This is a genomic window from Streptomyces sp. A1136 (assembly GCF_004795055.1).
Taxonomy (GTDB): domain Bacteria; phylum Actinomycetota; class Actinomycetes; order Streptomycetales; family Streptomycetaceae; genus Streptomyces.
On record NZ_SSBJ01000294.1, the window covers coordinates 1 to 565 of the forward strand.

The window sequence follows — 565 nt, forward strand, 5'->3', positions numbered from 1 at the left end:
CGCTCCTGGACCCGCCCCCGCCCTCCCCAGGAGTCCGCCCCGCATGCCGAAGATCAACGCCTCCACCGTCGCCGAACACCGCGCCCGGCAGCGCGAGGCGCTGGTCGGGGCGGCGATCGACATCCTGGTCACCGAAGGCGCCGCCGCCGTCACACCGGCGGCGGTCGGCGCCCGCGCGGGCCTGGCCCGCTCCAGCGTCTACCAGTACTTCGACTCCTCGGCGGCTCTCCTGGCCACCATCACGGAGGAAGCCTTCCGGCGCTCCAACCAGGCACTCACCGAGGCGATGGCCGCTGCTGACGGTCCGCTGGAACGCGTCGATGCGTTCTTCGGCGAGAGCCTCCGGCTCGGTGCCGAAGGAGCGCACCGCCCCGCCGCCGCGCTGATGGGCGCCGGCCTCCCTTCCGCCTGCCAGCAGCGGCTGATGGAGCTCCACCTGGAACAGGTGGAACCCTTCCGCGCCGCCGTCCGGGAGCTCGACGTACCCGAGCCCGCACTCACGGCGGACCTGATCGCCGGAATGCTCCACACGGCTCTCGCCGCCGTCGAGAACGGCGCCGCGCTC

General features: G+C 73.6%; 1 protein-coding gene. It reads left to right on the plus strand.

Features of this window, described 5'->3' with window-relative positions:
• Positions 1–43: 43 nt before the first annotated feature.
• A partial coding sequence (locus E6R62_RS38680; RefSeq protein ID WP_136218028.1) for a TetR/AcrR family transcriptional regulator occupies positions 44–565 on the plus strand: 522 nt, incomplete at its 3' end.